Genomic DNA, 25,638 nt, shown 5'->3' with positions numbered 1-25,638 from the left:
TCGGGTTTTCTATTTTGACGTTACCATTCTTGTGACCTCGGACTTCTGGCGCCGCCATCGATCGGTGGCGAGCGTCGATCCGCTGCCGGGTGTGGCTTCATGCCAAACGAGCGACTTCGGGCCGTTCGGCCTTACAATCGGCACAGTGGTCGCCCTCGTGGCGGTTCAGTTCTGCGAAGTGTGTCTGCCGTGAGCCGCTGGCGTTTGAGTAGGTGCCCTTTCGGGGCAGCAGATAAACGTTATTCGTGTGGCCCCATTCCTGTAGCTCTATGGAGACCGCCGTGCTTCCTGAACTGAGTCGCCAACCGACGCCCTACTGGCTTACGAGACCCAACTTCGCGCATGATCCACTACCTATCACTGACCTCCTTCGAGGATCGGTCTTCTACCCAGCGAGTGCCATGGACGGTCGCCCCGTTCAGTACCTCGGCGGATATAGCCACAGCTTCGTCTATGTAGATTGCAATGTTCCGCAAGAATCGTTGAGAACTGGCTTAGATACATTCAAAGGCTACCGCCTTTTCTATTCACGTTTGGTCGCAAAGGAGGAGCTTTGTTACCATTCGTTTAAACCGCTGCGGCCCGAACCGACTGACGGAAACCTTAAGAACCTGCTTGTTCGGCAAGATTTCTCGCCATATTCGGTCTGGGCTGTGTACGAGCGTCAGGTAGAATTTGATGAAAGCCACGGCCCTGAAAGGTTCAGTTTGCTCTTTGTTGCTGGCGAGGGTGCGGCAACATTTCAATCCCTCTATTATTCAAATCAGTGTTCACCGTCTGCTGTCGCACTCATCAAGTGTGATGCTTTCACGGGAAACTGGACGCAGTTTTACAATCCAAGAAAAATACTGGCTCGTAGCATAATGCAGAATCCGTACGGAATTCCTGATTACCTGTTTTGCGACTATGGGCTAGAACCCCCGTGGCCTTGGTACCCAACCCTCGAACATACGGTCATTTCTGTCTTGAATTACGACGGAGTAACACATCAGAGAATTCGCTTGTGGGGTCGTGACGCACGTTCCATGGCTGCCACGTGACATCCGTTTGGTTGGGATGCGCATAGAGCTGCACACCGTCCGGGCGTTTGAACGTTGGGCGGTACAGGAAGTTTCGGCTGCGACAGCCTGGTGATTAAATCCGACGCGCACATGTTCTCTTGGTCATACACAACCGCTTGTCGCCCTTCTTGTACTGCTGATCGCCTCAAAGCTCAAGCCTCATACGCTTCGGCACGGTTCCAGTGCCGGCCGCACGGCGAGCGCGTTCCCATGGTTGAGCGATTCAATCCACTAGCCGAGTATTTTTAGATCAGCTTCTGCCTGCGCTAGCTGGCGAGCGGCAGCCTCAACACTCGATTGCAACTGTTGTCGTCGTAGCAGAATGTGCCTGCGTATCTGCGTAAGCTGCTCATATCCAGCCAGGAGCTTGCCCTCTAGTGACTTGCGCTTCTGAGAAAATTGCTGATTGACCGCAGCAATGTCGGCTGGGTCTATTCCCTTGGACTGGTCGAATACAAACTTCCGTTTCAGCGCTGTTCTCCACTCAACAAGTTCTCCGGTGAGGGTGTCGCCAAAACCCCGAATAGCCTTCACGCGATGTGGCACGACGTCTCTGGCTGTTTCGATTCCGAAAGAAGCCAGGGTTGACTTTCGCCCTGGACCAATGCCACGAATGTCGAAATCGTCGATAAAGAAGCGTTCGAGATACTTCTGAAGCTGGGAATTACGAACATTTTCTCGAAGCCCTTGCATGGCTTGACTGATCTGTTGCCCGAGGTCTTGATGCTCGGCTCGATACCCCGACAGTTCGTGCAACGTTCGGCGGAACAGTTCATCGCCAGTTTCCGCCTGCCATTGTGAAGTTACGGTTGAATAGGAAGTGCGAGCGTTTTCGAAGGCCTGCTGCCGTATGCGGCGCTCTGATGAGTCATCTGCGCCCGATAGCAAGAACAAGACCGCCGCAACAACTATGGCAAAAAGGAAGAATTGCGGGGCAAATACCAATGACGCAAGAAGTACTCCACCGGCGACAATCTTCTTGACTGTAGCGATTTCTTTAGTTTTCACTAACGACGGAGGCAATGCTTTAGGGGTGCCAGAGAATGTTGCAAGCGAGATTTGAGGGGCTGGCCCTGGCGAGGCAACCGTGGAAAGTTTTGCCCACACCTGGTTAACATCGAAAGATGAGGCACCGTCACGGGCAACCGTGGCTAGGAAGAAATAGATCCCGGGATGTTGCTCAAACTTGCACCAAGGGCAGGTGTGCGCACTCTGATAATACTTGTGGATGGATTGCTGAGCACAAGCTCTCACTTGCGTTCGCGAGGCGTCGAGAACTTCGACCCACTCCCGTGCCGTTGGGCGTGCTCCGCCGTGCGATGCGTCCTCGGCGAAGGCTCGCTCGAAGCGTCCTGCTAAGCTTTCGGGGAGAATGACAGGTGTTACCGCGTTCGGCGGAGGTTCCATCAACTTCAATGCCGCGTTCTTCCCAAACGCATAACGTAGTTCCGCGATAGCCTTTTCGATCGGCATATCGCCTTTGCCGCGAAATACACCAGAAAACGGGTGACGCCCCATCAGGAGAATGTGAAATATCAGAAGCGCCAGACCGAAATTGTCGTGATTTGGGGTGCGCCTGATCCCTTTGAAGGAAGCATGCTTTTGCAGTTCTGGCGGAGTGAAGTGTGGAACGCCAACTTCGCAGAGGAAGTGCTTTCCCGCAGCAGCGATCTGAAAAGAATCGCAATCAATCAGCTTTACGAAGCTGTTCGGTGCAACGAATACGAGATTTGGGTTTACATCACCGATAACGTGGCCGTGACTGTGAATTACAGCGAAGGCTGCGGCGGTGTTCCTCGCAGCATTAATAAGGAATATCCAATCTTTTTCCGGGAACAGCTGTTTTCTATGGCTCGGTCCGTACAGGTGATGTATCGGCTCGTGCCCTGCCACCTTGGACATCAAAAAGCCTCGAATTGGTCCCCCGTGGTTGTCATGCAGGGTTTGTAATGGCCACGCGGCAATGCTCCGCAGTGAGTCATCGCAACTGCCAGCCATGGCACGGAGTTTTTCCTGCTTTTCGTGGTTTATGTGTTCGTGATAGACCTTGGCGACAACGCCACGTTCCAACGATGGAACTTCAAAGACTGCGCCTTCGCCGCCCGAGCCAAGCTTCTTCCCAAGAGATATTTTCTCGCCCTTGCTGTCGAACAGATTACTCATGACGGAGACGAGTGGCGAGTATCAATGTCTTATCATCGTCAGTTCGCTCATTGACTTGTGGGCTACCGAGGAAACGTGATAGTTCGTCATCGAGTAGAGAGCACGCGTCGCCATCCCGCGCGCGCAGTATCTTGAACATTGGTTCGAAAAACGGCCAGTACGGCATTTTGGAGTCGAATAACAGCGCAATTCTCTGGATGCCGTCACTGAACAGCGCCACCTCATCGAATGCAGCGTCGACGATTGTTAGCTGAAGATGGTCAAGTGCGTCTTCGTCCGTTACGAAGTAGGTCATGTTGGCATATGGCCCAGAATCCGGCCAAAATACTACGCCAGCGATATCGTTCTTCTTCGCTACGATTGATCCATCACCGATCTGGAAGAAAATGGAGCGAGAAGGACCAAAGACGGCACCTATCAGCGTGCACGCGAACTCCCTCACTACAAGTGCATCTTCGTCGGCGGCCTGATATATCTCTCGGCGAACATTATTGATCCATTCGACGACCGTTTGATCGACTATCGGATTACACGCTGGGTCGCTGAGCGACGCCTCAACACATCGGCGAACTGCACTGCATGCGAGTTCAGCACCACTCTCGCTTTGCCTTGCGGATCCTGCTCCGTCTGCCACCACACAAATGAGATGTTGTGCCCCATCGCATGCGGTCATCACGTCAGCGTAGCATTCGTCTTGACAGGGGGAGCGGCTCTCAACGTGGGATGAGCCAATAACGGAGGTGCGAATGACCTTCCAGGTCACACCTCGGCCCAGCCTGTTGGGGACGCGATCGGAACGGCCATTCCGGGTGTGGATTGTGAGACGGACTTCATGCTGTTCGAGAGCCACTGGAACAGCTCTCGGAACCTGAGGCCCTGGAGCTTCAACGGCTCCCGAACGGCAATTTGAGCCAGTATGTCCATGCGCGCTCCTTCAACGCCGACGGCGAAGAAAGCGAAGGACCTTGCGTCCTCGCCTGTCTTTATCAACTGTGCGGCAGGTCGCCACTCATCGGTTGGCGCACCGTCGGTGATCAAGAAGACCCATGGCCGATAAGGCGAAATCCCATTTGCGCGATACTCTTCCTTGCGCCGGTGGACCAAGTCTAGTCCTTGGAGGATAGCAGCCCCCATTGGTGTGTCACCAGTGGGCGATAGTGTCGGCGGGTAGAAATCCGCTACGGTGTGGAAGTCACTTACGACGCTGACCGGGCCAAACGTCACGATGGCCACTTCTACCCGTTTCATCGCCAGCGTGTCGGTTGAGAGCTCGTCCTTAAATGCCACCAAGCCGTCGTTCAACGCTGCAATTGGCGAGCCTTGCATTGAGTAGGACGTATCAAGCAGCAGGAGGCAGGGGCAGCGAGGCTCCGGATTATCAGCAAAAGGGACGTCGAAGGCGACTTGCTCCAAGGGAATATTGTCAGGCATGGTCAGCAATCTCCAGATATGTTCTTGCAGGTCAGAAAGTCAATGTTCGAAGGAGGATTCTCGAAGCCAAGCATCGGATCACGCCCCAATGATATATCGATTTTCTGAGCCGAGGTTTGGCACCAGGAAGTACGGGCTGAAATTGGTGGCATGGGGTTCCGAGAGCGGCGGAGAGATTCCCCGAGAGTAGCGACTTCTTGCGCTTGGTACATCAGAGGCTCCACGCTCTCGATGTCACGCTTGAGCAGGACACCATGCCCGCGACGATGAGCCCCTTTGGCGGCCGCCATCTGCTCTACCAAGCAGACGTTGCAAACATCCTGACCCCGCCAGTCGAAAGGCTCGCGGGGTTTTCCACGTCTACACCACGGAAAGCCAGCATCTGCGTATCCCGCCCAGCAAGCCAATCCCCAAATCCCAACACAGGAGAGCCGCCCATGAAGAGAGCCCTAACCGCAATCGCCATCGCCGCATCACTCGCCGTGCTCGCCGCCGCGACCCACCAATACCGCCAAGCCACCGCCGCCGAGCATCATCAAGCCGATCTCCTGTCGAAGCTCCACACGGTCGAGAAAACCCTGTCCGAGACCCAGAGCGACCTCCTCGGCTATACCACTTTTCCCCAATATCTGGAGGTCACCAAGAAAGCCATCTCAGGCCGGACGAAATTCTTGGCAGCCAGGATCGACCGAAACTACGTCCATGTCGAGCACATCAACAGGTCGGCCCTGGGCATCAAGTCGGACGCCACCATCATCCTGAACTACGCGGTGGAGTATTCCGTCGGCTACGACCTGAGCCCCGAGAGTTTCGCTGTCTCGGGGGACGCCACCGGCATCACCGTGACCCTGAAGAAGCCGGAACTCGTAGCGTCGCCGGCCATCGGGGCGATCTCGCATGAAATTCCCGGCAAGGGGCTGTTGATCGATGAGAAAGAGCAAGTGATCGCCCTGCAGCAGCAGCTGACCATCGCCGCCGAGAAGCAGGGCAACGCCATCAGTATGGAAGAAGCAGTGATCGCCCTTTGCGAGCGGAAGCTTGGGGAATTCCTGCGCGACTTCCTGGCGAAGCAGCCGAATGTACGCGCAGTCCCGGCGATCAGGTTCGCGTATCGCTGAGCACCGAAGCACCGAGCACCGCAGCACCGCAGCACTGCAGCACCGAGCCGCACCAAGCCCTCCCGCAGCACTCACCGGTTCTCACCCCGCCGAGCTCGTCCATTTCACAGTGGTCGGGCATTTTTTTCGTCCACCAAAGGAGTTCCACATGTCATTAGCCATCACCGATCAGCTCCCAACTGATCATCGCAGCGCAAGGCATTACCACCGCCGCAATACCCACCAACCGCGTTCCCTGCCTACCCAGGAGGCGACCCATGCTCGTCCTTCGTGGATCCCGAGGCCACCCGCAGCATCGCCGCCCCGCAGATACGCCGACTCGTAGAGCAGCGTTTCCTCGATATCTGCGACGGGGAGCCCTACGAGCCCGACCTGCACGGCTACATGATCGTCGTCGAAGCCGGCGACAGCGTTCAGGACGTGGAGGAGGAGAGCGGTTGCCCTTTCGCATACTTCGAAGTCCTGGAGGAACTGGACGCCTGCTACGAAATGGTCTTCGTCCCCGGCGACGGCGATTTCGGCATCGTGATCTTCATCCCGAAGCTGGAAGGTATCGATCCCGACCTTCTCGCCGTGTGTGCCGAGTATGCAGTCCCGGCGCCCTGAAGCCGCACCAAGTAGCCAAGCTCAGTTCTTCATTCATCCACCCCCCAGCCACCCAGGCCTTCCGCAGGATGCCAGCGGCCCGTACTGGTTCCGTACGGTCAGCGGCAGCACGCCTGATGGTCGCAAGACCTTGGTCATCTGGCGCAAACTGACCGGCGAACCCGAGCAGGACAACCTGGTGCTCGACGAATGGTTTGCCAAGCAGGGGTATTTGGCAAGGGACAGCGAGTTCGATCTCATCTACGTCAATGGCGGCAACAATCTCGAAAACCTCAAGACACCCGACGCCCTTTGGAAGGTGAGGTTGATCGAAGAGGACTTCCACCGCCTGATGTTCGAGGCGGATGGCGTATGAGCGTGCGCAAGCCGGCCAGTTCGGCCCTGTCCTTCGAACATCTGGTAACGAGCATCGGGCGGGCGCACGCGACCTTGGCGGCGCACGCTTCACGGGCGGTCAACAGCAGCCTCACCTTGCGCAACTGGCTGATAGGCTTGTACATCGCGGAGTACGAGCAACAGGGGTCGGACCGCGCCCAGTATGGCGATACCCTCATCGAGCGCCTGTCCGATCGACTAATCGTTGCCGGCGTCAGCCGGGCCGAGGCCAGGGAATTGCGGCGCTATCGCCAGTTCTATCTGACCTATCCGCAGATTCGGGAGTCACTGCCTCCCGAATTCGCCACGACGCTGCTGGCGCAAACGGGTTTCACGGGAAATCGGGAGTCGGCGACTCCCGAATTGGGCGTCACGGCCGGCGATGTCCTGTCCAGGCTCTCGTTCAGTCATATCGCCGAACTGCTGGCATGTAACGACGCAACCAAACGCGCGTTCTACGAACTGGAGTGTATCCGTGGCAACCGCCGAAGAGGCGGGGCGTCCCTACCTCTTTCTCGCCTCCGCGCACACGCACGCGAGCGGTCGATCGAAGGAAGCGATGGCCCGGGCCATCGCCGAGCAAGACGGAATTGCCGAAGGCCTGGTCTGCATCTTCTCGGTCCTCGAACCGTGCCTCTCGTTCGCCGGAGTACTGGGGACAGACCACGGTTGGTGAAATCTTCGGAGAGCCATGAGAGTAAATCCTCCGACGGTTTGCTTCGGAAAAGTATCTTCGCGCCGGCGGTTTATGAGCGTTCACATTGGCCAAATTGCTTCTGGTTAGCGGCCGCAGTAGGTGACAGCCCTTTCGGGTGCTCGCCGCTGCCCGATTGCGGAAACCAATGACAGCAGTCGGGCGAAGCGCTGGGTCGCGTTTTCCAGTAAGCGATCATCCAGGGTCGCCGACCCCCAGGTTTTCCCCGAACCCGCTCGGACGGCGGCAAGGCGAAGTACAACAGTCGCTCAAGGCGCATGTCTGCCGTCCGATCAGCCAGGCGGCTGTTCCTGCCGCCGGGCCGGGCGGTGGTCATTTGAATGCTGTTGACCGACGGCTGGGCGCCGTCAATCGAGTTGTTCATCATCGGCGCCGATCGTTTCATCGCCGTGATGAAACAGTCGCTGCGCAACAGCGATTGCTGCGTCTTTTTGATAGAAGCGCCGGGCGTCGCCGGCGAAGTTTGTCGCGGATTGATCGACAGTTGCATGAGCGCGGATCACGCTTCGATCATTTTGATCCATGCTTCATCCGTGGCGACCCAGGGCGGATACTTTTTGCTCCAGGCCTCATCTTTCCGCAACCATCCTTGCATCGCCGGCAACGAACGCTCACTGCGCGACATCGATAGGGATCGATGCGCATCATCGATCGTTCTATCGTCGCCATCGATGCGCCGATGGCGACGATGAAAACCTGGATGATTTTTACCGACGCGTGGATCTTTTTCACCCAGGCTTCTATCGCCAGGATCCAAGCGCGATATTTCAAGATCGAAGGCTGATTCTCGCGCGGCGATCGTCCATCGAAGGAGTTCGAGCAGGCGACATTCCCCGCTCAGCGGGAGACCCTTCGCTGCGGCGTGCGACGTCCCGCGACGGGCCGCTGGCCGACGGGCCGCCGGTCTGGATGCGGCAGAATTCCAGCCTTGGTCGCCGCCCGTCCATGCGCCGGCCGTGAGCATCGATCGACGGCAGCGGTCATGACGGGCGCAGTAAATCTGCGCTTGCTGGGGAGGCTGCCGCCCACAAGGCCGAAAAAGCGCCCGGGTAGGCTGGAGGCCAACGGCAGGTCCGCGGCAGCCGACCGCTTGACGATGACCCGGCGGCCACTGCGAGGGATGGATTCATCGGCCGGCTTCGGGTCGGTCACTGGCAGCCCGTTTTGTTGTCGCGACATTCGAATGTCGAGAACCTGCCGCATTTTCAGAACCGATCGTAATATTTGTTGACGTCTGTATGCTGCGGTCACAGCAGCGTCAGGACGCTTAATGTGAAAGTCGCGCAAGCGACTCACGAAACTCCCTTCTCCCCTTGCGGGAGAAGGGGCAGGGGAAGAGGGAAACGGTCATGACCTTCATGATTTGGGGTGTCTCCACGTGTCATGACCGTTAATGTGAAAGTCGCGCCGGCGACTCACGAATCTCCCGTCTCCCCTCGCGGGGCAAGGGTCGGGGAAGAGGGGGAGACAGTCATGACTTTCATGATTTGGGGTGTCTCCACGTGTCATGACCGTTAGCCGCACAAGGCTGTTGGCAGCAGGCAGCTGCACATTTGGCGCACAGGCTGACGTTGGAAGCTATGGCGATTTCTGTCAAAGACCAGGAAAGAGGTAAGGCTTGAGCCTGATTGATGAGGCGCTGGCTTGCCCGGCACACGCCGTACCCGTTGGCACCCGGCTGATCGTGTTTGGATCGCGGGCGCGCGGTGATGCGGACGTCGACAGCGACCTCGACCTGCTGGTGGTGGAACCGGCGGTGACTGAGAGGTTCACTGAAATGGCGCGACTGTCCGCTTTGCTCGGGCGAGGGCTTATTCCGGCCGATGTGGTGGTAATGAGCGCGGCTCATTTTGAGCGCCAGAAAACCATGGTCAACAGGTCAACACGCTGGCATGGCGCGCGTCACGCGAAGGGCTGGTTCATGAGTGCGCTGCGTGGGCATTGAGCACGCTCTGGCGCTGTTGGCTCGCGCCAGGGGCGATCTCTATGGGGTCGGCTCACGAAACGGAAAAAATCGTACGCTAAGGCATAGCTCGCCCAAGCTCTTCCCCTGCCGACGTAGCGAGACAGGTCGGCAGTAGGGCCTATCAGCGATCCTCTCGGGTGTGCCACAGCCGCAGCACGTAGATGGTGGTTTCCTTAAGTTCATAGCGTATCTCGTAATGCCCAACGAGAATCCGGCGCACCTCGTGCGGCTCGAACTCATCAATCCGTTCGCCGATGCGTGGGTTAGCCAGTAAGGCAGACGGCGCGGCCGCTAGCGCCTGTACGGTGCGCGCAGCCGCCGGCTTGTTTACCGGGGCCATAAAGTCGTATAGACGAGCCAGGTCGGAGAGCGCCTTGCTGGTCCATTTCAGGTCCATCAGCGCGGCACCGGCAATGGCGTGTCGGAACTGAGGCTATCCGCCCATGCCTGCACGGCTTGGTGGTCGATGACCCGGCCGGCATCCACATCGGCCAGTGCCTCGCGGGTCAGGCGACTGCGCTCTTCCTCCTGGTCGATCCAGGCCGACAGCGCTTGTTTCATGATCCAGCCGCGCGACCTTTCAAGCCGAGCGGCCATCTGATCGACCTTCTCGGCCAAGGGGATGGGAACATGTGCGGTCAGCACTTTGGTTTCGGTCTGTGCCATTGCGAAATCTCCTTCGTTTGTCGGACAGCTCTGCTCATTTATGATTGCACTACAATCCTAGTGATTTACAGTGAATCATTCAAGCAAGGTGTCATTTTGAGCTATACGCTAACCTGGCGTCAGGGCACCCGGTGCGAGAGCGTCAGAATAGACTCACCTTCCGAATTGACTGACACGCACCGTCAAGGGTCATAGATTTCTTCCTGACACATTGCCCTCAGGAGGACACCTTGCACGGTCAGCGCATCGGCTACGTCCGCGTTAGCAGCTTCGACCAGAACCCGGAACGCGAGCTTGAGCAGGTTTCGGTGAACCGGCTGTTCACCGACAAGGCATCGGGTAAGGACACCCAGCGCCCCGAGCTGGAACGGCTACTCGCCTTCGTGCGCGAGGGCGACACGGTGGTGGTGCACAGCATGGACCGCCTGGCGCGCAACCTCGACGACCTGCGCCGCTTGGTGCAGGGCCTCACCCAGCGTGGCGTGCGCATCGAATTCGTCAAGGAAAGCCTTACCTTCACCGGCGAGGACTCGCCGATGGCGAACTTGATGCTGTCGGTGATGGGCGCGTTCGCCGAGTTCGAGCGCGCCCTGATCCGCGAGCGGCAGCGCGAGGGTATCTCGCTCGCCAAGCAGCGCGGGGTCTACCGGGGCCGCAAGAAGGCGCTCTCGCCGGAGCGGGTGGCCGAGCTGCGCCGGCGGGCCGCCGCCGGTGAGCAGAAAGCCAAGCTCGCCCGCGAGTTCGGCATCAGCCGCGAAACCCTCTACCAATACCTGAGAACGGATGACTGACCATGCCGCGCCGCAGTTTGCTGACGCCCGCCGACCGCACCGGCCTGCTTGCCTTCCCGACTACTGACGACGACCTCATCCGGCATTACACCTTCTCCGAACCCGACCTGTCGGTGATCCGCCAACGGCGCGGCAATCACAACCGGCTCGGTTTCGCGGTACAGTTGTGCTACCTGCGCTATCCCGGTTTCGCCCTGCCGACGGATGCGGAGCCGCCCGCGTCCCTGCTGAATATCGTCGGCCGCCAGTTGCATTGAGCCGGACGCCTGGCCGCAGTACGCGCAGCGGCCGGAAACCCGGCGCGAGCACCTGCTGGAGTTGCAGGCATGGCTGAACCTGGCGCCGTTCGCTGCCGCCGACTACCACCGCTTCGTTCACCAGCTCGCCGAACTGGCCCAGCAGACCGACCGGGGCCTCGTGCTGGCCGAGGCGCTGGTCGAGTTGCTGCGGCAGCAGCACATCATCCTGCCGGCCATCGAGGCCATCATCCCGTGGGAGGTGTTCACCGAGAGCATCACCCAGGCGGAGCTGCTGGCTCAGCCGGAAAGTTTCGACTTCCTCGCGCTGGTCGGCGACGGCTTCAACCAGCTCCGGCGTTACACGCCGGTCCTGCTGGGAGCGCTGACTATGAAGGCCGCACCGGTGGCACGCGAACTGCTCGCGGCCGTCGATGTGCTCAAAGGGATGAACGCGCGCCAGGCCCGTAAGGTGCCGGACGATGCGCCCACGTCGTTCGTGCGCAAGCGCTGGGAAAACCTGGTGCGCACAGAAGATGGGTTGGACCGGCGCTACTACGAGCTGTGCGTCCTCGCCGAGTTGAAAAACTCGCTGCGCTGCGGCGACATCTGGGTCCAGGGCTCGCGCCAGTTCAAGGACTTTGAGGACTACCTGCTGCCGCCGCCGCGTTTCGCGGCACAGCGCGACCAGCGGGAATTGGGTCTGGCCGTCGAAACCGACTGCGAGCGCTTCCTGGAGGCGCGCCTCACGGTGCTGCAAGAGCAACTGGCGACGGTGGAGCGGCTGGCTGCCGCCAACGAACTGCCCGACGCCGCCATCACCAGCACCGGCCGGCTCAAGATTTCGCCGCTGGACAACGGCGTACCCGACGATGCCGAGGCGCTGATGCAACAGTCGTACAGCCTGCTGCCGCACCTGAAGATCACCGAGCTTCTGCTGGAGGTCGATGGCTGGACCGGCTTCAGCCGCCACTTCAAGCACCTCAAGAGCGGCGCGGCGGCCGAAGATCAACACCTGCTGCTGACCACCCTCCTGGCCGACGTCATCAATCTTGGCCTTTCCAAGATGGCCGAATCCTGCCCGGGCGTGACCTACGCCAAGCTGACCTGGTTGCAAGCGTGGCACATCCGCGACGAGACCTATTCGGCGGGGCTGGCCGAGCTGGTCAACGCGCAGTTCCGTCAGCCGTTCGCCGCCTATTGGGGCGACGGCACCACGTCGTCGTCGGACGGCCAGAACTTCAAGGCCGGCGGCAGAGGCCATGCCGCCGGCCAAGTTAACCTGAAGTACGGGCAGGAGCCGGGGGTGCAGTTCTACACCCACATCTGTTCGCGCTGATGCACTTGCTGGGCTTCCGCTTCGCGCCGCGCATCCGCGACCTGACCGACAAGCGCCTGTACATCCACGGCGACGCCAAGCAGTACCCGACGCTCGCCGGCCTAATCGGCGGCAGCGTCAACGTGAAACACATTCGCGCCCATTGGGACGAGATCCTGCGCCTGGCCGCGTCGATCAAGCAGGGCACGGTAACGGCCTCGCTGATGCTCCGGAAGCTTGGCAGCTACCCGCGTCAGAACGGCCTGGCCGTGGCCTTACGCGAGTTGGGTCGCATCGAGCGCACGCTGTTCGCGCTCGACTGGATGCAGAACGTCGAGCTGCGTCGCCGGGTGCAGGTCGGCCTGAACAAGGGCGAGGCCAAGAACGCACTGGCCCGTGCCGTGTTCCTGAACCCGCTCGGTGAAATCCGCGAGCGCAGTTTCGAGAACCAGCGCTACCGCGCCAGCGGCCTCAATCTGGTGGTGGCGGCCATCATCCTGTGGAACACGGTCTACCTGGAGCGGGCGATCCAGGCGCTTCGCGACTCGGGCAAGGACATCGACGAGAGGCTGCTGCCGCACCTCTCGCCGCTGGGCTGGGAGCACATCAACCTGATCGGCGACTACATCTGGCGGCAGAACAAGCACGTCGAGCAGGGCAAGTTCCGGCCGCTGCGGGTGCTCGGTGAGACTTAGCGTACGATTTTTGCCGTTTCGTGAGCTGACCCCTAATACCCTGGCCAAGCGAGCGCCACAGCCGCTCCTCGACCCGGCTGCGCAGGCGGGCGATATAGCGTTCGAGGGTGCTGCAGCCGGGCAGCAGCACCTTGTGCGTCACCAGCCAGGTGACGGCTCGCTCGAACAGGACACTTGGGCGATCGGTGCCGGTCCAGCACAGCGCGTATAGCCAGCGGGTCAGGCGAAAGCCGACCTGGCGCTCGGTGATCTCGACATAGCCATAGAAGCGGCGGATTTCCGTCCTATGCTGCCAACGTTGCTCGCCCACACGGTAGGCCAACACACGGCTCCCACCTCGATGCGCAATTGCCTGGCCAGCGACTGCAGCACCGACACCGGCACAGCCAGTGGGTCTTCAAGGAACGTGCCGAGATAACGCACCGTACCGAGCTGCACGGCGAAACCGAGCCGGTTGTGCTTGCCGCGCTTCTGCGCGATCAGCGCGTGGTCGGCATCGTCGAGGTGGAAGTAGCGGGCGAGGTCGTGGGGTGACGGCGTCCCTGTATAGTGACCATAGTTCTCGCGTTGTTCGTTGGACAGAAAGCTGACCGGCATGCGTGCTTCCGTAGAACGGCGGCTACACCCTTACGGCTTGCCTTGGTGCATGGCCCAAATTCGCTTGACCTGGCTTTCGCTACACCCGGCCAGCTTGGCGGTCTTCTGGATCGTATGACCCGCCTGGCGCAGGGCAACAATGCGCTGGTGCGTGGTGGCATCCGGCTTCCGACCGGTGTATTTGCCGGACGCCTTGGCCAGTTGCACGCCCTGGCGCTGCCGCTCGCGGCGTGTCTCGTAGTCGTCGCGAGCCATTTGCAGGGCCAGCTTGAGCAGAAGTTCCTGCACCGACTCCAGCACAATCTTGGCAACGCCGTCGGCGTCAGCCGCCAAGTCGGAGAGATCGACCAAACCCGGTACGGCCAGCCTCGCCCCTTTGGCCCGGATCGAGCCGACCAGTTGCTCGGCCTCGGCCAATGGGAGTCGGCTGATGCGGTCGATCTTCTCGGCGACCACCACTTCGCCCGGTTGCAGATCGGCGATCATCTGCAGCAGTTCAGGTCGGTCAGCGCGGGCACCGGATGCTTTCTCGCGGTATACGCCGGCGACGTAGTAATCGGCCGCCCGGGTGCTGTGCTCGATCTCGGCCTGACGGGTGAGGTCCTGTTCATCGGTGCTGACGCGGAGATAGATGCGGGCGACTTTCATGGAGCCTGGCCAAGATGAGTATACGGAACTTGGCCAACTATAGATCAAGTAGCCAATAATGTGAAAGTCAATGTAAGTTGGCCATTGTCTATTTGACCATCCCAATTGGCTAGGAACGAGGAAAAGTTGGCCTGCTTCGGTAGGTTGTATATACTTGTGTATATACTTTGCACCGCACTAGGGAGAGCCATGATGATCGAGACACGTATTGCCAAGCTGTTCAAGAACGGCGCCAGTCAGGCGGTGCGTCTCCCCTCGGACTTCCGCTTTGAAGGGGACGAGGTCTATGTCACGCGCGACGATGCAACCGGCGATGTCGTGCTGTCCAACCGTCCGGGGGCCAAAACCTGGAACGAATTTTTCGAGTTGCTGCATGAAGTCGACGTTCCTGCAGATTTCATGGCCGAGCGCCCGCTGAATGTGTTGCCGCAAGAACGAGGCATCTTCGACGACGATCTCTCTACGAACAACACGGTGAGCCGCTAGCGATGCTGCATATGCTGGACACCGACACGGCAAGCTACCTGATCAAGGGGAAATCGCCCGCGATAGAAGCCAAGCTGGCGGCCCTCATGCCGTCGATGGTTTGCATCTCGGTGATGACGCGGGCGGAATTGCAATATGGCCTGAAGCCATTGGCGGGCGATCATCGTTTGCATCTGGCGGTGCGCCAGTTCTTCAAGATCGTCCGCATCCTGCCGTGGGACGCCGATGCCGCTGACTGGTACGCCGAAATCCGCCACCAACTCGTCAGCACGGGGCAATCGATCGGCGAACTGGATATGATGATCGCCGCACACTCGTTGTCAGCCGGTGCGGTGTTAGTCACCAACAACAGCCGCCATTACGAGCGGATCGCTGCACCGCTAATCCTGGACAACTGGGCGTAGCTCACCAACCAGGTTTGCTTTCTGAGACCAGCGGCGAAGGCAATCCTTGCGCAATCCCTCAGACGACGAATAGGCAGCGCGCTTGCCCGGATCGGTGGCCACAGATACCTTGGGGACGAAGTGGGGGAAGCGTAGGGCTATAGCCATGCCTAGTCTGATGATGACAAACACCTAACCCGGTTTTCCGTTCTTATGGAAAGTGCATCGTTATCCGAAGTAGGCTGAGGTGGGGCGACGGCAACGACCGTTTCGCATGGTTCCTATCTACCACATCGCTCTGATCTGCTTCACATAATGCCGCCGTCCTTCAGGGCATCCCTGCAAGGAGAGCAGCATGTTGACTACCTATTTCAGGTCCGCCTCAACCGTCGCGCATTACCTGGCTGGAAGCGCGGGCCCGTATCTTGACCGGTTCGTTTCCTGGTTGGCCATCCATGGCTACCAACGCGTCTCGATCCGACGCCACGTTCGAGAAGTCGTCCACTTTGCCGTATGGGCGAACTCCGTTGGCCTCGCCACGCCGCCCGGCCATACCTCACTGGCTAAACTGCGCGACCATCTTGGAGAGCGAGATCGCCTGCGGTATCCGTCCGGGAACCAGCACCATCTCTATCAAAGCGCTCGTGTCTATGTGCGTTTTCTGAGCGACATTGGGGCAATTTGCTCGGCGATAGAGCCAGTCGTCGCCGATGTCCCTGCCTTGTTCGTTGAATTTCGAGACTGGATGAAGAGTCACCGTGGGACGCGCGACAGCACGTTGGCAGGCTACCTGCCGCCGGTGACGAATCTGCTTAGGACGTTGGGTCTGCCGTCTACTTACTCCGCCCAGTGCCTACGCACTTTCTTCCTGCAGCAGGTCCGCCAGAACCAACCTGAGAAGTCCAAGAATTTCGCTACAGCTACGCGCATGTTTCTTCGCTTTCTGATCGCGCGCGGCGACTGTGCTCCTGGATTGGATTTCGCCATTCCGACCGTTGCACGGTGGCGGCTGTCCAGATTGCCTAAATACTTACCCTCTGAAGCGGTAGAGGCGCTGATCGCCTCCTGCGACCCTTCGACGTCCCTCGGCGCGCGTGACCGGGCCATTCTCTTGCTGATCGCCCGACTGGGGTTGCGCGCCGGCGAAGTCAGCGGACTGGAATTCCGCCAAGTACTCTGGTCACGTGCCACGCTACGGGTGATGGGCAAGAGTCGACGGGAAGTTGAACTGCCGCTACCCCAGGAGGTCGGTGATGCGATCCTGCATTACTTGCAGAATGGGCGACCCCGGGTGGCGAACCCGTTTGTATTCATTACGACGACGGCGCCCCTCATCCCAATCACCCGGCAAGTCGTTGGGCGGGCGGTGGCTCGCGCCATCCGTCGTACTGGCATCGACGCGCCGAGTCGGGGCGCCCACCTTCTCCGCCATTCAGTGGCAACCAGCATGCTGCGTGAGGGTATATCACTGCCCGCCATCGGCGCTTTGCTTCGCCACAGTTCGATTGAGACCACAACGGTTTACGCGAAGGTGGATGTCAACCTATTAAAGGAGGTTGTTCAGCCTTGGCCGGGAGCCCAGCCATGTTGAGCGAAGCCATTGATACCTATCTGAAGGTACGCCGCACGCTCGGCTTCAAGCTATTTACCGCTCAAGGCTACCTGGTCAGCTACGCGCGTTTCGCGGCCAAGGCAGGCGATGTGCATATGCGGACGACAACGGCCATTCGGTGGGCCAAGCTGGGGCAATCTGAGGCATCGCGTGCCGTGCGGCTCAATGTGCTGATCCGCTTCGCCCGTTTTGCCCACGCTGAGGAGCGTCTCCACGAAGTGCCGCCGAACCATGTCTTCTGTCACCGGCGCATTCGTCGCCACCCCTACATTTTTAGTGACGCCGAGATCGTGCGGATCCTCGAGCAAGCGCAACGTCTCAACCCCCCAGACTCGTTGCGCCCCCAAACGTACAGCACATTGTTCGGTCTACTCGCCGCTACCGGAATGCGGATTTCCGAGGCGCTGGCTCTGCGCATCAGTGACATCACCCCCGACGGTCTGATAGTACGCCAGGCCAAGTTTCGGAAGAGTCGTCTGGTCTGCCTCCACGACAGTGTGGCGAGCGCCATTGGCCAGTATCTCGTTCACCGCACCAAAGTGGTCGGCGCCGACGAGCATCTGTTCGTTTCCCATCGGGGCGGGCACCCGTTGGGCTATGCGATTGCCGCCGAGACCTTCCAGGCGGTGCTGGCCGCTGCCGGTGTAAACGCTCCCCCTGACAGACCCCGTCCACGACTTCACGATTTGCGCCATAGCTTTGCTGTCCGGGCACTGCAAACCTGTCCCGAGTCGCGCGACAGGGTCGCGCAGCACACGCTGGCGCTCACTACCTACATGGGCCATGCCCATGTCTCCGATACCTACTGGTATCTCGACAGCACGCCACAGTTGACGAGCGACATCGCCAGTGCCTGCGAAGCCTATTTACAAGGAGGTGCATCATGACCCCAATAGCCCCTCATATCACAGCATACCTCCTTGAGCGGTTGCCGTTAGAACGCGGTGCCAGTCCCCATACCTGCGACAGCTATGCCTATACCTTTCGCCTGTTATTCGAATTCGCCAGTGCCCGCTTCAAGGTCACGCCATCCAAGCTCTTTCTGGAGCAGCTTGACGCGCCGTTGGTGATGGATTTTCTTGCTGACCTCGAGGCTTCTCGCGGCAACACCGCCAGAACTCGCAACGCCCGGCTTGCCGCCATCAAGTCATTCATGCGCTATCTCGAGTACCGTGATCCATCGTTGCTGGAGCAGAGTCTGCGTATCCAGGCAATTCCGTCGAAGAAGACAGACACCGTCCTCATCAACTACCTGACTCAGGTGGAAATGGAAGCCGTCCTGAACGCCCCAAATGTAAGTACCCGCATCGGCATCCGGGATCGTGCCATGTTGCATATCAGCTTGGCCGCTGGGCTGCGCGTATCCGAGTTGACCGGACTGCTTTTGTCTGACCTGGCGTTGCAGCCGGTGCCGACGATACGCATCACGGGTAAGGGCCGGAAGCAACGTGCATTGCCTCTGTGGAAGCAAGCTGCGGTCGACTTGCGCGCATGGCTGGCGATTCGCGGCAATGTGGCGACACCGGAGCTGTTCGTCAATGCACGCGGACAGGCGATGACACGCGCTGGCTTTGCCTTCGTGCTGAAGAAGTACGCCCAGACGGCCGCTGAATATTGCATATCGCTACGCGATAAACAGGTTTCGCCGCACGTGCTGCGACACACCTGCGCCATGGTGCTTTTCCAGGCGACCAAGGATCTGCGCAAGGTCTCGCTTTGGCTTGGCCACGCGCAGATGCAGACGACCGAGGTTTACCTGCGGGCAGACCCCATGGAGAAGATCGAGACGATTGAGGGAATGACACCGTTACGGCTCAAGCGAGGACGTTTTACCGTGCCGGACAAACTGATCGCTTCCTTGCAGACCCACTAACGGCAGACGCAGACATGCTGGAGGACGCAGTTCCTTCTCGCCCCGTGCCTCCTGCGGCGATAGAGCGATAGCTGAATTTTTATGGAAAGCTGCTCAAGCCGGCGAGGTGGCAAGAAAGACTATCGTCGACGTCAGCTTTCCATAATTTGCCCGTTTCCATAAGAACGGTTATGGAAAGATTTCCATAACCGTTCCACTGCACCTCAAACCCCGAGTTGTCGATCGTCTTCTACGATCGGCAGCACCGAACTCTCTGGCGAGGTCCGGCGCTTTGGCCTGTCGAAGGATGGCGGGATCGTCCGGCAGGTGATGCTGGGAGTGGTACAGACCGCCGAAGGCCTGCCGATTCATCACGAGGTCTTCGCCGGCAACAGCGGCGAGACGACGACGCTGGTGTCGACGATCGAGAAGGTCCTGGCGCGCTATCCGATCAAGCGGGTGGTGCTGGTTGCCGATCGGGGCTTGCTCAGTCTGGATAATCTGGAAGCCATCCGAGCGATTCGGGTGGGCGGTCAGCCACTGGAATTCATTCTGGCTGTCCCGGCCCGCCGCTATGCCGACTTCGATACCCTGCTGGCGGAATTCCATGAGCAGCGTTGCCTGTCGGCAACCGAAGAGGTCGTCGGTGAATTGGAATGGCAGGGCTTTCGTCTGATCGTGGCGCATCGCCCCGACACCGCCAGCGAGCAGGGTCAGGCGCGGGATGTACGCATCGCGGCGCTCGAGGCCGATGCGGCAAGGTGGGCGGGCAAGCTCGATGGTCAGGATTCCGGCCAGACCCACCGTGGCCGGAAGTTGTCGGATGCCGGCACGACGGCCCGCTTCTACCGCGCTGTCACAGAGGCCCACCTGGCGAACATCATCAAGGTCAATCTGGCGGCGGACGTATTCACCTACAAGATCGACCCGCGGGCCTTGAGCCGTGCGCACATGATGGACGGCAAGCTGATCCTGGTCTCGAACATGCCGGATCACACGCCGGCCGAGATTGTGGCGCGCTACAAGGCGCTGGCCGACATCGAGCGGGGCTTTCGTGTGCTGAAGTCAGAGATCGAGATCGCGCCAGTCTTCCATCGCCTGCCGAACCGGATTCGCGCGCATGCCTTGATCTGTTTCCTGGCGCTGGTGTTGTATCGGGTGCTACGCATGCGCCTGAAGGCCAGGGATAGCCAGTTCTCGCCGGAGCGTGCGCTGGAAATCGCGCGGCGCATTCAGTTTCACCAGATCACCTTGCATCAACGTCAGTCGGCGTCAGGCCTGTCGGCCATGACGCCACAACAGAAGGAGCTGTTCGAGACCGTCGCCCTGCCAGAACCGTCCGCCAAGCGTTTGTAGTGCCAATTTCACTTACGTGAATTGCGCATATTCAATGGCTTACGGGTTTTACTGTCGAACTCGGGTACACGGCACCTGCGGGGGTCAAGCGAGCGCTGGTAGCGAGAGAGCAAGCCGGGACTAACCCGGTGGGAGCAAGCCGAGGAGGTTCAGGGGGGACAGGGCGCGGCTGCTGAAGTTTTCGAAGACTACTGAGAGCAGATCATCAAACCCCGTGCTGGCAGGAAGAGTGTTTCCAGGACTTGCGAACGATAGTTGCGGCCGAAACCCTGCTGAACGAGGACTCAAGGCACTTCGATCCCCGGCTCGACCGTCGCTTCGACGCTGGCGTCCGCGCAGGCGCCCGATTTCGAGCGTCTACCCACGTCAGTGCGCTGACCCTCCCCATTCGGCGCAATCGTCACCGTTGCGAGCGGCACCCACCAGGCCTCGACCCTGAGCTGTTGAGCAAATTCCGGATTTGACTGCTTCTTCAATCGCCGTACGAGGGTGTCGACGTTTATGGCAATGATCTGGCCGGCGGGAAGTCGGCAGTTTTTTGCAAGGGCGCCGACAGGCTGTCCGGTCTCGGCGCAGCAAAGTTCGCTTCGCGTTTCCGTTGGCACCGCTTGCAGCAAAGAATCGTAGTCGAGCCGTTCCAGTGCTCCGTGAATCGCATGCCCCGGGCGCCGTCGCCCCGCAAAGCTGAGGTCAACATCCGCCAGGCCGAGCGAAACATACCTCCAGCCAAGAGCTGCCGGACGTTCGATGTCCCGGGGCAGGGGAAGCCGGGTGATGCCGGGGTCCGCGAGGCGTGCGGAGAAGGGGTTCGTCGCGCCCACGGATTCGCACATCAGGAGCAGTTCCCTGGCGCGGGTCATGCCGACGTAGTAGAGGCGACGCTCGTCGTCTGAGGCCTCCTGCCAGTCGCCGTTGTCGAGGATCACGACATGACGGAACTCGCGCCCCTTGGCGGAGTGCACCGTGGAGAGGGTCAGGCGGCCGTGCTCGGATCGTGCCGCGTCAGTGGCGAACTCGTAGATCTCGTCGATGAGGGTGCTGCTCGGCACCGCGATATCGCCCCACACGCAGTTCAGCTCCTCGATAACTTGGGCGAGCATCACCAGCCAGGGGTTGGCGCGCTGCGCGTCCGCGAAACGGGCCTCGAACCAGCGCGACAGGGTGGCCGCCCGGCAGCGTCGGTTCGGCTTGTTGCGCAAGAGGTCGAGAAGACGGCAGGCTTCGCGGGTCTGGTGGAATTTCGGGCCGGAGCGGTCGCGCTCGGACAGGCGGTAGGCGACGGCGTGCTGCTGACACCAGGCGCGGACGGGATCGAGGGTGGCCCGGTTTCTGGCCAGGACGGCGAAATCCGACCAGTCGCCGCTCGGGTCGAGCGCTTTCAGCCGCGACAGCTCGGCCATCACGACGACGGCCTGGCCGATCGCATCGCGGGGGACGCGAAGCACCTGCACGCGGCCCTGGGCTGCGGGATCGAGGCGCTGCCAGCGTCCTCCCAGCGGGTCCTTTTTTCGGGAATGGTTGATGCGAATCGGGTGCTTGATCTTCATCCGCTGGCGATGCGGCGCGATGAGCTGATTGGCGGCGGCGATGATGTGGGCGCTGGAGCGGTAGTTCTCGACGAGATAGTCGACCGTCGCCTGGTAGTCCTGCTGGAAGCGATGGATGAAAGTGTTGCTGGTGCCACGGAAGGTATAGATGTTCTGGTCGTCGTCGCCGACCGCGAGGACGGTCAGGCGGGCGTCCCTGTCCTGGGTCTGGCGGCCGGCGAGGGCGCTGATCAGTTCGTACTGGCGCTGGTCGATGTCCTGGTACTCGTCGACCAGGATGTGGCGATAGCCGGCGAGCAGCCGCTCGCGCAACTCATCGCCTTCGGAATCGAATCCGCCCGGCGGGGCGTTCCCCTGCAGCAGCGCGACCGCCTGGTCGAGGATCTGGTCGAGACCTTGCCGGGCAGGATCTTCTCCGCTGTTCTCGGCCAGGGCGGCGAGACTCGTGCCGGTGAGACGAAGGGCCAGGGCATGGTAGGTGAGCACGGTCACCGCGCCGGCTTCGGCGCCGATGAGGCTGCGCAGGCGCTGGCGAATCTCCCAGGCCGCGCCGCGGTTGAAGGCCAGGACCAGGATGCTCGATGCCGGTTCGCGCAGGACACGGACCAGATACGCCACGCGATGCACGATGACGCGTGTCTTGCCCGACCCGGGACCGGCAAGGATGAGGCGGTTGGCGTCGGGCTTTTCGGCGACGATGCGCTGCTGCAGGGGGTGGCGCAGGCTTTCGACAATGCGCCGGTACGACTCTTCGGTGGTTGCCCGTTCGAGGATTTCCTTGCGGCCGGCAAAGTAACGGCGAATGAATTCGAGCTTGGGCAGGGAAAAATAGGCGAAGACGAAACTCAGGGCGGCAGACAGCTTCTTCAGGCCCAGCTTCGCGTATTCGTGGATGACGTGAATCTGGAAGTTCTTCTCGTTGTAGTGTTCCTTGAGCGGCTCGAAATCGGCGTTGGTGAAGCCACGCGACTTTTCTTCCGGGTAAATGCGGATGGTCATTGCCGAACGGAAGACCGTCTTGCCGCGATCGAGGATGAGGACGCCGTTGTCGTGCAGGTAGAGCAGGCCGGCCTCGATGGCGGTCAGCTCGTCCTTCAACTGTGGTCCGACTTCGAGATCCGAGCGCAGCGCCTCCGCCAGCTCACCGAGTTTGCATTCCACGCGCAGGTCGACGCCACGCAGCTTGTCGTCGAGCTTGCCGAGCAGCGTCTGCAAGAGAACCGTGGCCACCGCCCGGCGCTTGTCGCTGATCTCGCGGATGTTGGACCAGCCGCGCAGCAGGCGGACCTTGAGAATTTCGCGGCGAAGCAGCTTGACGTCGAAGGATGCCCGCCGCGCCTTTTCGCCGTCGCCAAACGGCCGCGCCAGCGAGTGCAGCAGCTTCATCAGCTGCTCGGGAATGAAATCGACACCGCTGCAGATCTTGAGATCCTGGCACAGCCCGCGCAGATTGACATCCTGCCACTCGCCATTGTCGGCATCGGGCGCCAGTTCGGGCAGCAGCGCCAGGACTGCCTTTTCCATCTCCGCCAGGCGCGCGAGGCGATCGCTGCTGGCCTCCCTGACGCCCTTGCGCAGCAGGACTGTCAGCGCCAGGTCGTTGCTGAGAATGCCCATCTGCTCCAGTTGATGGAGCATGCGGATGATGTCGTTGCTGGACTCGCCCAGCGCGGCCATCAGCGCGTCGGTACTGATACCTTCATCGTCGCGCGCATTGATCAACAGCGACACCAGGCCGAGGTACTTGCTTCGCATGTCAGCGGAGAGGTTCGCCTTGTCGAGATGTCTTGCGGCAGCCTCCATGCTCGGCACCTTGAGGCTGCCGGGGAAGACGCGCGTGTGATTCTCGTTGCGCTCAAGGAAGCGCGCCCGTTCCAGCCAGGAAATCGCCGTCTTGATCTTGGTGTCCGCGTCCGGATTGCCGGCCTCGATGCTGCTGTCCAGATCGTCGTCAGCAAGGATTTCGCCGGGCGTGACGACGATTTCGGTGCTCTTCGTCTTTCCGGCGTAGCGGCGCAGGGTGCGCAGAATGGCGGCGATGTCATTGCGCGAGAGGCGGGAGCGGGAGGATACGCCGAACTGCTCCTCGACATCCTCCTCGTCGTAGAGCAGCACGCAGCGCGCATCCTGCCGATCACGTCCGGCGCGTCCCGCTTCCTGCAGGTAGTTTTCAAGTGAGCCGGGAATGTCGGCGTGGATGACGAGGCGTACGTCGGCCTTGTCGACCCCCATCCCGAAAGCGTTGGTGGCGACGATGACCTTGAGCTCGCCTGCAATGAAGGCCTGCTGAACGTCCTTCTTGATGCCCGCGTCGAGGCCGGCGTGAAAGTGCGCGCAGGCCCAGCCCATGTCGCGCAGAAAGCCGGATATCTCTTCGACATGCTTGCGCCTGGCGGCGAAGACGACGGCGCCGCCGTGGCGGCCCGCTTTGCCGGCGTCGCCGAATTCCTGCTCCAGAAGGCGATGGATCAGCGGCTGCTTTTCCGGCTTGGTCACCGCCATCACTTCGTAGTGCAGGTTCTGTCGTTCGTGCCCGCCGTCAAAGACGCGCAGCTCGATGCCGAGCGAATCCTGAAAGTGGCTGCGGATATCCTCGATGACCTCGCGCTTGGCGGTGGCCGTGTAACAACTGACCGGCGCGCGCTCGGCCGGCAGTCGTGCGTAGCGCTCGCGAATGAAGCGCGAGACGTAGAGGTAATCGGGGCGGAAATCGTTGCCCCATTTGGAGAGGCAGTGGGCCTCGTCGAATACCCAGGCACCGACCTGTCGGTGGCGGATGGCTTCGACAAAAGCCCGGTTGCGGAACTGCTCGGGGGAGACCAGGATGATACCGGCATCGCCGAGGCGGATTTTCTCCAGAACGTCGCGTCGTTCCGGCATGGTCAGCAGTCCGTTGAGGGTCGCTGCGCTGTAAATCCCCATCTTGATGAGGTTGTCGACCTGGTCCTTCATTAGCGACTGCAGCGGCGAGACGATCACCGTCAGGCTGCCCTTGCGCCAGTGCCGCGACAGGGCCGGCAGCTGATAGCAGATCGACTTGCCGCCGCCGGTTGGCAGAATTGCGAGAAGGCTTTCTTCTTCGTACCCGGCGCGGACAATGTCCTCCTGCAGAGAGCCACCCGTGGCGCTGGCGGGCTCCGGGCGAAAGGCGGAAAAGCCGAAGTAACGCTCCAGTTCCTTGCCGGGGTCGAGATGGACAGCGCAGTAGGGGCAGGCGGGGTCGGCGCAGCGTGTCTCGCGCAACTGCGCTATCTGCTCGGTCGTTGCCGGGTATTGGAGGCGTACCCATGGCGGCAGAACGGAGTTGCCACCACTGACGCGCAGCCAGGCGAGCACGTAGGAGAAAGCCCGCCCGACGGCCGCATCGACGAGCGCCTCGTCGAGGATCTCCGCTAGATGTTGGGGACAGACCTTGCCGGCCGCGAGGCGACAGACGGCGGCATGGACTTCGCCAGCTTTCGGCGGCATTGCTGCCCTGAGCCTGGCGAAGAAGCTGCCGACACCGCCGCGGCTTTCACGCGCCAGGAAGAAGTGGTGGCAGGCGATCTCGTCGGGGGATGCGGCATTGAGTGCGGCAAAGGCTGCATACTGGTCCTGCCACAGCTTCAGCGCCAGCTGCGCGTCCTTGAGCGGGTCGTTGCGCGCGTCGCGGACGAGCTTGTAGTCCTTGACCAGGCTGTGGTACGGGTTGGCGGGGAAGGCGAGGGGGGAAAGTTCCAGGGTATCGACCGCTGGCAGCTGGTTCAGCTTGAGCTGTGGATAGACCCGCGCCAGTGCCGGAAGGTCATGGCGGACGATATTGTGTCCGAGGACGAACGCGGCGCCTTCGCTAAGGGCGTCGAGGCGATCGACGGCGGCGGCGATCTGCTGCCCGGCAAGAGAGAAGCCTGCGCTTGTGTCTGCTCTCCAGGCGGCCAGTTTGTGAATGGCAAGCTGGTCATCGAAAGCAGTTTCGATATCCAGACACAGACAGCGCGGCGCGAAGGGCAGGGAACTCATCACGAGTGTGGACTGAT

At 60.5% G+C, this 25,638-nt stretch carries 21 protein-coding genes and 4 pseudogenes; 16 read left to right on the top strand and 9 right to left on the bottom strand.

Annotated elements, in window-relative coordinates; genetic code table 11:
• Nucleotides 1–401: 401 nt before the first annotated feature.
• Complete coding sequence (locus QZ648_RS02605) at nt 402–1,040, top strand: hypothetical protein (RefSeq protein WP_291996019.1); 639 nt, start codon at nt 402–404, stop codon at nt 1,038–1,040.
• 252 nt (nt 1,041–1,292) lie between these two features.
• Here QZ648_RS02605 and QZ648_RS02600 read toward each other — a convergent pair whose 3' ends face one another.
• From QZ648_RS02600 to QZ648_RS02590, 3 genes are read right to left on the bottom strand one after another with little or no spacing between them, the layout of a single operon-like run.
• On the bottom strand, nt 1,293–3,224 hold the full coding sequence (locus tag QZ648_RS02600; protein ID WP_291996018.1) for a hypothetical protein: 1,932 nt from the start codon (nt 3,222–3,224) through the stop codon (nt 1,293–1,295).
• Nucleotides 3,217–3,987 (bottom strand): PP2C family serine/threonine-protein phosphatase, encoded by a 771-nt coding sequence (locus QZ648_RS02595; protein ID WP_291996017.1) that lies wholly within the window; start codon nt 3,985–3,987, stop codon nt 3,217–3,219. The genes QZ648_RS02600 and QZ648_RS02595 overlap by 8 nt, the downstream gene beginning before the upstream one ends.
• Nucleotides 3,984–4,655, bottom strand: a complete 672-nt coding sequence (locus QZ648_RS02590) for a VWA domain-containing protein (RefSeq protein ID WP_291996016.1) — start codon at nt 4,653–4,655, stop codon at nt 3,984–3,986. Before QZ648_RS02590 ends, QZ648_RS02595 begins: the two co-directional genes overlap by 4 nt.
• A 254-nt stretch (nt 4,656–4,909) precedes the next feature.
• On the opposite strand from QZ648_RS02590, the gene QZ648_RS02585 reads away from it, so the two are divergent.
• The 5 genes and pseudogenes from QZ648_RS02585 (at nt 4,910) to QZ648_RS02570 (ending at nt 7,430) form a co-directional block, all read left to right on the top strand.
• Entirely contained in the window at nt 4,910–5,773 is an 864-nt protein-coding gene (locus QZ648_RS02585) for a hypothetical protein (RefSeq protein ID WP_291996015.1), read from the top strand.
• 270 nt (nt 5,774–6,043) lie between these two features.
• Nucleotides 6,044–6,379: a hypothetical protein gene (locus tag QZ648_RS02580; RefSeq protein ID WP_291996014.1), complete on the top strand. Its 336-nt coding sequence runs from the start codon at nt 6,044–6,046 to the stop codon at nt 6,377–6,379.
• A 130-nt stretch (nt 6,380–6,509) separates the two neighbouring features.
• On the top strand, nt 6,510–6,734 hold the full coding sequence (locus tag QZ648_RS02575; RefSeq protein ID WP_291996013.1) for a hypothetical protein: 225 nt from the start codon (nt 6,510–6,512) through the stop codon (nt 6,732–6,734).
• Nucleotides 6,731–7,171, top strand: a pseudogene (locus QZ648_RS24790) (DUF1016 N-terminal domain-containing protein); the annotation flags it as partial. The gene QZ648_RS02575 and the pseudogene QZ648_RS24790, both read left to right, overlap by 4 nt.
• Before the next feature lie 58 nt (nt 7,172–7,229).
• On the top strand, nt 7,230–7,430 hold the full coding sequence (locus QZ648_RS02570; protein WP_291996012.1) for a hypothetical protein: 201 nt from the start codon (nt 7,230–7,232) through the stop codon (nt 7,428–7,430).
• A 386-nt stretch (nt 7,431–7,816) separates the two neighbouring features.
• On the opposite strand, the gene QZ648_RS02565 is transcribed toward QZ648_RS02570, so the two are convergent.
• Nucleotides 7,817–7,993, bottom strand: coding sequence for a hypothetical protein (locus QZ648_RS02565; protein ID WP_291996011.1), 177 nt, complete (start codon nt 7,991–7,993; stop codon nt 7,817–7,819).
• 113 nt (nt 7,994–8,106) lie between these two features.
• Here QZ648_RS02565 and QZ648_RS02560 point away from each other — a divergent pair, with 113 nt between their 5' ends.
• Nucleotides 8,107–8,253, top strand: coding sequence for a hypothetical protein (locus QZ648_RS02560; protein WP_291996010.1), 147 nt, complete (start codon nt 8,107–8,109; stop codon nt 8,251–8,253).
• A gap of 834 nt (nt 8,254–9,087) precedes the next feature.
• On the top strand, nt 9,088–9,414 hold the full coding sequence (locus QZ648_RS02555; RefSeq protein WP_291996009.1) for a nucleotidyltransferase domain-containing protein: 327 nt from the start codon (nt 9,088–9,090) through the stop codon (nt 9,412–9,414).
• A 142-nt stretch (nt 9,415–9,556) separates the two neighbouring features.
• Here QZ648_RS02555 and QZ648_RS02550 read toward each other — a convergent pair whose 3' ends face one another.
• Together QZ648_RS02550 and QZ648_RS02545 are read right to left on the bottom strand one after the other, a co-directional pair.
• Complete coding sequence (locus QZ648_RS02550; protein ID WP_291996008.1) at nt 9,557–9,832, bottom strand: type II toxin-antitoxin system RelE/ParE family toxin; 276 nt, start codon at nt 9,830–9,832, stop codon at nt 9,557–9,559.
• Nucleotides 9,832–10,101 (bottom strand): ribbon-helix-helix domain-containing protein, encoded by a 270-nt coding sequence (locus tag QZ648_RS02545; RefSeq protein ID WP_043564432.1) that lies wholly within the window; start codon nt 10,099–10,101, stop codon nt 9,832–9,834. Before QZ648_RS02545 ends, QZ648_RS02550 begins: the two co-directional genes overlap by 1 nt.
• Nucleotides 10,102–10,331: 230 nt before the next feature.
• Between QZ648_RS02545 and QZ648_RS02540 the strand changes: the two genes are divergently transcribed.
• Together QZ648_RS02540 and QZ648_RS02535 are read left to right on the top strand one after the other, a co-directional pair.
• Nucleotides 10,332–10,892, top strand: coding sequence for a recombinase family protein (locus tag QZ648_RS02540; protein ID WP_291996007.1), 561 nt, complete (start codon nt 10,332–10,334; stop codon nt 10,890–10,892).
• A 2-nt stretch (nt 10,893–10,894) separates the two neighbouring features.
• Nucleotides 10,895–13,141: pseudogene (locus QZ648_RS02535) on the top strand (Tn3 family transposase).
• A gap of 34 nt (nt 13,142–13,175) precedes the next feature.
• Here QZ648_RS02535 and QZ648_RS02530 read toward each other — a convergent pair.
• Nucleotides 13,176–13,738: pseudogene (locus tag QZ648_RS02530) on the bottom strand (DUF4158 domain-containing protein); the annotation flags it as partial.
• A 30-nt stretch (nt 13,739–13,768) separates the two neighbouring features.
• The gene (locus QZ648_RS02525) at nt 13,769–14,386 is read right to left on the bottom strand and encodes a recombinase family protein (protein ID WP_291996006.1); all 618 of its coding nucleotides are present in this window, start codon (nt 14,384–14,386) and stop codon (nt 13,769–13,771) included.
• A 192-nt stretch (nt 14,387–14,578) separates the two neighbouring features.
• Between QZ648_RS02525 and QZ648_RS02520 the strand changes: the two genes are divergently transcribed.
• The 6 genes and pseudogenes from QZ648_RS02520 to QZ648_RS02495 all read left to right on the top strand — a co-directional run.
• Complete coding sequence (locus QZ648_RS02520; RefSeq protein ID WP_291988010.1) at nt 14,579–14,872, top strand: AbrB/MazE/SpoVT family DNA-binding domain-containing protein; 294 nt, start codon at nt 14,579–14,581, stop codon at nt 14,870–14,872.
• Nucleotides 14,873–14,874: 2 nt separating this feature from the next.
• Complete coding sequence (locus QZ648_RS02515; protein ID WP_291996005.1) at nt 14,875–15,276, top strand: type II toxin-antitoxin system VapC family toxin; 402 nt, start codon at nt 14,875–14,877, stop codon at nt 15,274–15,276.
• A 334-nt stretch (nt 15,277–15,610) separates the two neighbouring features.
• On the top strand, nt 15,611–16,846 hold the full coding sequence (locus QZ648_RS02510) for a site-specific integrase (protein WP_291996004.1): 1,236 nt from the start codon (nt 15,611–15,613) through the stop codon (nt 16,844–16,846).
• The gene (locus QZ648_RS02505; RefSeq protein ID WP_291996003.1) at nt 16,840–17,754 is read left to right on the top strand and encodes a tyrosine-type recombinase/integrase; all 915 of its coding nucleotides are present in this window, start codon (nt 16,840–16,842) and stop codon (nt 17,752–17,754) included. Before QZ648_RS02510 ends, QZ648_RS02505 begins: the two co-directional genes overlap by 7 nt.
• Nucleotides 17,751–18,740, top strand: a complete 990-nt coding sequence (locus QZ648_RS02500; RefSeq protein ID WP_291996002.1) for a tyrosine-type recombinase/integrase — start codon at nt 17,751–17,753, stop codon at nt 18,738–18,740. Before QZ648_RS02505 ends, QZ648_RS02500 begins: the two co-directional genes overlap by 4 nt.
• 237 nt (nt 18,741–18,977) lie before the next feature.
• Nucleotides 18,978–20,075, top strand: a pseudogene (locus tag QZ648_RS02495) (IS1634 family transposase); the annotation flags it as partial.
• Nucleotides 20,076–20,359: 284 nt separating this feature from the next.
• Here QZ648_RS02495 and QZ648_RS02490 read toward each other — a convergent pair.
• On the bottom strand, nt 20,360–25,621 hold the full coding sequence (locus QZ648_RS02490) for a RecQ family ATP-dependent DNA helicase (RefSeq protein WP_291996001.1): 5,262 nt from the start codon (nt 25,619–25,621) through the stop codon (nt 20,360–20,362).
• Nucleotides 25,622–25,638: the final 17 nt, after the last annotated feature.

The sequence above is a fragment of the Candidatus Accumulibacter sp. ACC012 genome, assembly GCF_907163155.1.
Lineage (GTDB): Bacteria > Pseudomonadota > Gammaproteobacteria > Burkholderiales > Rhodocyclaceae > Accumulibacter > Accumulibacter delftensis.
This window is presented reverse-complemented; position numbering and strand designations above follow the sequence as displayed.